Origin of the sequence: Mesotoga sp. UBA5847 (assembly GCF_002432735.1) — a bacterium.
GTDB lineage: Bacteria > Thermotogota > Thermotogae > Petrotogales > Kosmotogaceae > Mesotoga.
Genome location: NZ_DJGL01000108.1, coordinates 1 through 7,380, shown reverse-complemented (window position 1 = coordinate 7,380; position 7,380 = coordinate 1). Strand labels below are relative to the sequence as shown.

Genomic DNA, 7,380 nt, shown 5'->3' with positions numbered 1-7,380 from the left:
ATGGCTTGAAGTTTCCTTCTTCGCCTTCTTGGCACACCCGTACCCCCGATCCAGGGTTAGACCCGGGATGAGAGCGATAGGTTATTTTGTGCGTCTGAAGAGCACGCACCCGAACGTCCCTACATCCGTTCGAAGTGAATTTGCTGGCACTACGAACCGTATTTCAAACTTGTCGAGCTGGACATAGCGTTGTACGGAGTGATGTTTGCCGCATTCAATACTGTTTGCGCTCTCTCTTCAAGATACTTGATCCGTCTTTTCGATAATATGAGACTCAGGAAGGTGCTGACACTTCTGGGAGTGTTCATGGCAGGCGCCTATCTTTTTTCCATCGTTCTTGTTGGAAAAGGATCGATAGCCTTCTTGTTCCTGGGCCAGATCGTCAGGGCACTGTACCCACCGATTATGAGGTTCTATGTGAACAGCAATGTAGGAGATGCTTTCAGGGCAACTGTTATCTCAATCGTAAGTCTAAGTGCGAGTCTTTCTTTCGCGATTGTCTCACCTGCCATCGGCGTTGGTTTGGATAGGGGTGGTGCCATTCCCGTCTATTTGGTGATGTGTTCGGTTACACTCGTCGGAAGTCTCGCACTCTGGAAGGTAAGAAATCTTCAGAAAAAGAAGAAAGCAGATCGCGAAGCCGTCGGGAAAGAACTGGAAGACATTGTCTTAGAGCAATGAACGATCTAAGCCATGTTTCTTTCTCAACAAAAGAACCCTCACATCTGTGGGGGTTCTTCTATTTTGAAACTTCGCTATTTTCGAATTCTTCCGTCAAGCTTCGCGCTGATAGGACTGTTGTTCTGCATATACTCCTTGACTATCTTCTGTACGTCGAGGCCAGTGTCTTTGTATGTTAGGCCCGCAAAGAGATCTTTGTAACCGGGAGCAAATAGCCCCTGGTAATTCGTTGTGGCGACCAAATACGTTGCTTCGGGATTCAGTAAATCGAAGCTGTCCGGGCATTCCAGATCTGCCTGGACTTCAATGGCCGTTGCCTTTCCATCGCTTATCGTGAAACGAACTCCCGAGACCTGTGAGAAGAATCCGGTACCGCTCTGACTAACAGAATGATTGAGGATTTTCTCGAGTGTTTCTCCCTTCACCTCATAGACGTAGATTATGTTGACGTAGGGAAGGGCGTTCTTGAGGTCCTCGTAAACAGTCGACCCTGGAGCGATAGAAGCTCTAAAACTACTCGAAGTGGAGAGAGCAACATTTGCTCCCGATTTCTCCCTGATAACATCCATCACAAAATTGCCGAGCACCGATTCTCCCGTGTTGACATTTGCTGCAGATAGTTCCGTTTCGACGTCCCCGATCCATTCGAAAAGGTGAGAGAACTCAGGGTCGCTTTCCAGCTCGTTATGAAGTTTTTCTACCTTTTCCGCAATTATTGGATCCTCCGGCCTGGAGTCATCCATGGGTATTAGCGACCCCGAGATGGATTTCTGACCGTCGGCTCCAAAGTAAACCACTACTTCCGCCACATATGTCCCATACTGGTAAGGCGAAATGAAGTAAGTCTCAGTTCCCTCGATCTTTGTAAGAGGGATCTTGAGATGGCTGTGTGTACCGAAAATCAGGTCTATTCCTTCGATCTCTCTTGCCAATTTCAGCGTTTCCTCGTACTCCGCATGTCCGATGAAGACGATAAGATCGACTCCCTCTGCCTCCATTTCTTCGACGATCTCGCTCGCAGTTGTCATGAAATCTCCGAAAATGGCTCCTTCGAGGGGCCTTGCGGCGGGTTTGACAAGACTATCAAAATCGGAGCCTGCCAGAGCGAAGACACCGATTCTCTTTCCCTCGACTTCAAAAATCAAGTACCTCTTCCCGAAGTACTCGAATACAGGTACTCCGCCCGCATCCAGAACGTTTGCGCCAAGAATCGGATAAGTAACATTTCTCCATACTTCCCGGAAGTCTTCCGGACCGTATTCCGAATCGTGATTACCGTAAGCCATGGCATCGAAGATGTTGTTGAACCACGGCATTTCTATGGCGTGGAATTTGTCGGACCACGCCGGTGTCCCGAGGTTTATCATGTCTCCGCCGCCAAAGACCAGAGTGTCTTCGTCACCAGTCTTGTCTTTCAGAAAAGCGATTATCTTGGCGATTCCCCCGAACCCGTGTCGCCCTTCAGAATAGAAGGGAATTGCGTGGGAATGATAATCGGTTACTAGATATATCTTGATGGTAGTTGAAAACGAAAGGATTGAAAGAAGCAGAACGACCAGAACAAAGAATTTAGCTTTCTTCACTGCCAACACCTCCTCGTGGTATTCAACCAAATTCTAACACTGCCAGCACCAATCAAATTCCTTTGAATGGATGTGTTGCCTTAAAGAATAGGTGTCGAAGAGCATCACCGGAGGCAGCATCACTTCTGTTCTTGCTCTTACCAACCTATCAGCAGCCACGGTCTAAGCAGCGGCCTCTTGTGCTTGGAAGGCTATTATGGGCTTTTTGAAAAGACTGGCGAGCAGGGCGTGTACCGAGGCCACAGGGATGAAGAAGATGAAAGAGAGAAGCATACTGATCTCGTACCAGAGACTGCTACCTTTAACGGGTCTACCTTTGATCCTATTTGAGAGGGCTCCCCAGGCTATGCCGAAGCTGTTGCCCATCATTATCGTTCTAACTGCGCCCAATATGCCCTTGGCCTTGGATTCCCCATAACTCTGGATGAGACTCTTCCATGAGTGCTCAGATGGTTTGCCGGAAGAAGTTGCATACCCCCTGGCGAAGAGAATGGCAGGAGCTTCATCTTGTGGAAGTTCTTCAACTTCGGTGACGAAAAGCATCTGGATATCTTCTTCTTTGATTCCCTCTTTTTCGGCAACTTTGTTGTGGAAGACCGAACAAACTTCGCATCCATTTATTTCGGTAACGGTGAGCATAACCTTTTCGATTAGCTCTGTACTCAGCTCTCCGTTCCGCTTTGATCGTGACATGTGGCCCACCGTTCTGATGCCGTTGAAGAGAATCCAATATGACTCTTTCAATGAAAAGAAGCGCTTATAAAACTCTTGAGTCAATTCTTCCTCCAGGAAAATCCCGATAAAACTCGAGAATATGTAATTTAAAATCATTCTATTTTAGCACTTCTCGGTAGTGCGGAGTTGATCGAGGAAATCAGACCGGCTTTCGAGATCATCTCTTGCTGTTAATTCTCACGAAATACTCTATGCTTCTGTCCCAGGTCTTCTCCTGTTCATCTGTGAAGTAGCATGCAGGCAGCTCTCCGTTCTTTCGGTGATAAGCTATGCACTCGCAGCACTTGCCCTTTCTGGGACAGCCGGAATAAGTGCAGTTGCATTTCTCGAGATTTCTGTCGACTTCACACTCCAAAATCAGCACCTCCCTTTTTTCAGTTCATTTCCGATTGTATCAGATTCGTCTGTATCGACTGAGCCAACATGTCTGGCAGTCGTAAAGGTCTTTCTTCATTAATGTCTTTTTAATCACGGATGTTCTAGGATCTGAGTACAAATACAAGGGGGTGACGATTATGAGAAAAGCCATACTGATTGTCCTATTTGTTTCACTGTTCTTCGGTCTGGCCCTGGCAAATAATGGCAAGGGCCCCGGCGACGGCATTCCCGATGGACAGAAACCCGGGGCAGGGTTTGGATCTCCGGTAACAGGAAAGGGAGAAGGTCCCGGAGCCGGTAAAGTTGATTCGGGAGGCAGCACATCGTTGCAACTGGAAAACCTGGAGGAAGAAGCGGAAAGTTCAGAGCCTTTGCTTGTTCGCTTGATGAATAGATTGCTCATGAAGATCCAGAACGCTTTCAAGAATATCTTTGGAGTTGGAGAGTCCGTCTCCGAATGAGAGTACCACACTTGTACCCCTGTTTACCCCTAGTCCAGCCGCCGCTACTTTAATACCGGGTAAGCGGCGGCCTTTTCTCAGATGGGAGTTCAAGAGGATTAGTTTTGTTGCTGGATAGAGAGACATGCAAAGTCGAAGAAAGTTTGTATTGCTCGACCATAGGGAGTATAGACTAACATAAGTCAATGAGATTCCCGGCAAATTGCTAATCTAGAAGTCTAGATGAGAAGACGGAGTGTAGTAAACCTATACATCAGTTTTTAATCACTCTTTAATGAGTAAAACAATAAGATCTAATCACTTGAGCAAAACGGAGGGATGATGGTGAAACGACTAACCGCAATTGTGCTTTTCTTTCTCCTTGCTTTTGGAATTGCTCTTTCAATCAACGGCAGTGGACCGGGAGACGGGATTCCAGATGGCCCTGACGACGATGCGGGTTACGGTGCTCCTAACGACTCCTGCAATGGAAACGGCCCGGGTTACGGAAAGCTTGACTCAAATGAGGACGAGATAGTCTTTGCGGAGCTCTCTTAATTGGGTCTTCTTGAAGATTGGTCTTGAAAGGGACCGGCTCATTACGGTCCCTTTCGCTTTGAGTAAGGGATCTTCCCGGGTCGATTCTTACCCCGTAGGAATTCATCCACTACATCAACTTCACCCGCTGGCGCTATTAGAGCTACGTTTCTAAGCAAACTCTAAGGTTTAACTAAGGAGTCTCTAAGAATGCGCCCGTAGACTGAGAATGTACTAAAAAACATATGGAGGTGTAGAAGGATGAAGAAAGTAGTTTTAATTACGATAGCGGTTCTTTTGATCGGTGGAATGACACTTGCAGTAGGTTACGGGACGAGAGCAATGCAGCGACTACAGGACACAGCTGCCTGTGAGAACTTCGTAGATGCAGACGGCGATGGAGTCAACGACAACTGCTCGAACGACGGCGTAAGAGTTATGACCAACCTCAAGGCTGAAGACGGAACAGGTTTCAGACATGGAGCGACAGGCGCAAAGGGTCCCGGACTCGGCAGAGGATTCGGAAAAGCAAGATAACCTTAACCCCTTCAATCAAGTAGGGCCCATTTGGGCCCTTTTTTAATGACGGGCATTGGAAAAGACCTCATGTGAGTCTACGACCATAGTCAAATAAGTCAGCGATGCCCTGCACAACTCTTCTCCCTCCAGATGCACTCGAATTCCGTTTTCGCTAACATTGAGACATGACTCTCCAGAAGAGCGAAACAACACCTAAAATGTATATAATTCTTCTACAATGTCTAAAGTGTTGTTTCTAACAGCCTGAATGAATCGGTTTCTATCAATGTTGTCAACAAACCGCTAGTGAAGAATCTCTGGTGGAGGAGGAGGAAAGTGGCATGATAATCAGAACTCAGGATGCGGACTACAAATCCTTTACGCGGAACAGGCTAACGATATTCGAACACAGGAGAAAACCGTTACTTGATCAGCTTGAGAGAATCAAGAATGAAATCGACAAACTGAGACCTGAGGAAGAGACCAGGAAACTTCGGGGAGCGGGTGGGGTACCAGCCGCAAAGCAGGAAGAAAAACCGCTAATTAGCAAGATGGAAACCTACAGCGAAAGAAGATGTAGGGAACTTGAAGCCAAGCAGCAAGAGGTGGAGGAGAAACTTGAGGCTCTCGACATCGAAGCGGAGGATATTGAACTGAAAGCTCTTGCTGAAGAGACAGAATATCTGGATAAGAAGAAGGCTGAGTATCTCGAAGCTCTGGAGAAGGCCAAGAAGAAGTTCGAAGCCGATTGGTATTTGACCAATATAGAACTCAAGTATTCGGAGGAAGATTACATTCACAAATTGCTGAAACGACTGGAATCACTGGGAGAAAGACAGAAAGAAATCAACGATCTCAGGACCTATCGAGAAAGGAAGAACAGACAGGGGGCAGTCGGCGGAAGGTTGGTTGGCGCCCCCAAAGATCAGAAGAACGATTCAAGGAGAGCAGCAGCAGATTCAACTACCGAAAAGGGGCCGCTCACTCCTCAGGATGAGGACCAGTCAACGATAATGAGAAGAAGGGGCGGCGGAAGAATTGAGCGCGACGATAAATAGATATTTTTTCTGTCGCCAGTGAAAGCATAAGAAGTTGTTCTTGTCGATTTACAAGCAGGTTGGGTTTTATCACAGAACATAATAATAGTGTAACAAAATACTTTATTTTCTTTATTCTGTTTGTCTTATGGGTGATTTGTGACGAAGCGCGCTGGAGTGAATCCACTTAAGTGCACTTTTTTGATTACCGGAACGGTTAGTGAAAGCAAGGAGAACAGCAGGGGTTACTAGATGTGGAAGATTCCAGAAGGTGAATGAGAGAAGCGAAATTCATTTCTTGAGTCCAGTGTCATGTGCTCTCTTCTGACGGCGGGTTCATAGTCTTCACTCTGACTATCTTGTGCAGTCGCGATCAGAGAGAGGTTTTCTTTGCTGTCAATAGCTTTGCTATCATGAAAGCCGATTATGAAAACAAGACGACAGACTGACAGTATTGCTTATCATAGCCGCGGTGCTTTCCTCCAAACAACGCCTTAAAGCTGATCTTCAGATCGGCTCCTGTTTGGCCCCGAGAAACTATATGGGCTGAGAACTATCTCTGGTTTATCTGTCGAACATCGGCTTGTCGAGACTTCCATCTTTGCTGTATCCATACTCTTCCCAGTAACCCCTGTACTTGTCGTTGCCCGACAGCTCTATCTCTTCGACCCATCGCGCCCACTTGTAGCCCCACTTGTCTTCGGCAACCACTATGAACGGGAAACCCTGGGCCGGAGGTAGTTCGATTCCGTTCAGTTTGTCGGCCAGAATGATGTTTCTCTCTCTTATGTAGTCGAGAGTGAGGCTTGTCGTATAGCCATCAGTTGACTTGAAGATCACATTAGTTACCCTGTCGTCGGGCTCTGCTCTGTCAATCATTTCCACAAGCGGAATACCTTCCCAGAGCATCTTTGCTGTCCACCCCTCGACACAGTGAAGTATAACCAGCTTCTGAATGTGCTGAAGATCCTGCAACTCCGAATAAGTAAGAATGTACGGATTTTCTGCGAGACCTCCAATCTTTAGGAAGTATTCTTCTATATTCACGTACTGCACGCCCTTTATCGAGTTCTCTCTGAAAGCACCGAGATCGTCGAGTTTGATCCCCTGATACTCCGTGACAACTACTTCTTGTGGAGAAGAGCCATTTGCAACATTGGCAACTCCTAACACGATAATGACCAATGAGATAATACCTATTAGAATGAGAACGGGTATCTTCAAGAAAAGCCTCTCCTTTTTATTTAGTATCGTTCTAATTAGATGACTTCTAAGGACTATTGGTTCAGAAGAAGATGTTATTCCAGTCAGATCGTTATCAGGAGCACCAATTGGTCTGGAAAGAATATCTTCGAAAGGAGAGAAAAAAGAGGCAGTCACTAACAATCTCTTGGTAAGGATTTAGAAGCTCTTGAATTATAACCTTCATCAAAGAAAGAAGATCCTCGCTCTGGAAGAATAGTTTTTTCT

9 protein-coding genes are annotated in these 7,380 nt (G+C 46.5%); 5 read left to right on the top strand and 4 right to left on the bottom strand.

Annotation, left to right across the window (positions count from 1 at the left end; all coding sequences use genetic code 11):
• Positions 1-189 precede the first annotated feature (189 nt).
• The gene (locus tag B3K91_RS13560) at positions 190-681 is read left to right on the top strand and encodes an MFS transporter (protein ID WP_292588030.1); all 492 of its coding nucleotides are present in this window, start codon (positions 190-192) and stop codon (positions 679-681) included.
• Between the two features lie 74 nt (positions 682-755).
• Here the strand turns inward: B3K91_RS13560 and B3K91_RS13555 are convergent, their stop codons facing one another.
• The 3 genes from B3K91_RS13555 to B3K91_RS13545 form a co-directional block, all read right to left on the bottom strand.
• Complete coding sequence (locus B3K91_RS13555; RefSeq protein ID WP_292588029.1) at positions 756-2,264, bottom strand: bifunctional metallophosphatase/5'-nucleotidase; 1,509 nt, start codon at positions 2,262-2,264, stop codon at positions 756-758.
• A 162-nt stretch (positions 2,265-2,426) separates the two neighbouring features.
• Complete coding sequence (locus B3K91_RS13550; RefSeq protein WP_292592366.1) at positions 2,427-3,041, bottom strand: carboxymuconolactone decarboxylase family protein; 615 nt, start codon at positions 3,039-3,041, stop codon at positions 2,427-2,429.
• 115 nt (positions 3,042-3,156) lie between these two features.
• Positions 3,157-3,354, bottom strand: a complete 198-nt coding sequence (locus B3K91_RS13545; RefSeq protein ID WP_349680347.1) for a DUF6485 family protein — start codon at positions 3,352-3,354, stop codon at positions 3,157-3,159.
• A gap of 160 nt (positions 3,355-3,514) precedes the next feature.
• Between B3K91_RS13545 and B3K91_RS13540 the strand changes: the two genes are divergently transcribed.
• From B3K91_RS13540 to B3K91_RS13525, 4 genes are all read left to right on the top strand, one after another.
• Positions 3,515-3,838 carry a hypothetical protein gene (locus tag B3K91_RS13540; protein WP_292595408.1) on the top strand — a complete coding sequence of 108 codons (324 nt, stop codon included), beginning with the start codon at positions 3,515-3,517 and terminating at the stop codon, positions 3,836-3,838.
• A gap of 324 nt (positions 3,839-4,162) precedes the next feature.
• Positions 4,163-4,375, top strand: a complete 213-nt coding sequence (locus B3K91_RS13535) for a hypothetical protein (protein ID WP_099831032.1) — start codon at positions 4,163-4,165, stop codon at positions 4,373-4,375.
• 240 nt (positions 4,376-4,615) lie between these two features.
• Entirely contained in the window at positions 4,616-4,891 is a 276-nt protein-coding gene (locus B3K91_RS13530) for a hypothetical protein (RefSeq protein ID WP_214060382.1), read from the top strand.
• Between the two features lie 323 nt (positions 4,892-5,214).
• Positions 5,215-5,931 (top strand): hypothetical protein, encoded by a 717-nt coding sequence (locus B3K91_RS13525; RefSeq protein ID WP_292588017.1) that lies wholly within the window; start codon positions 5,215-5,217, stop codon positions 5,929-5,931.
• A 543-nt stretch (positions 5,932-6,474) separates the two neighbouring features.
• On the opposite strand, the gene B3K91_RS13520 is transcribed toward B3K91_RS13525, so the two are convergent.
• On the bottom strand, positions 6,475-7,290 hold the full coding sequence (locus B3K91_RS13520; RefSeq protein WP_292588014.1) for a molybdopterin-dependent oxidoreductase: 816 nt from the start codon (positions 7,288-7,290) through the stop codon (positions 6,475-6,477).
• Between the last annotated feature and the right edge of the window lie 90 nt (positions 7,291-7,380).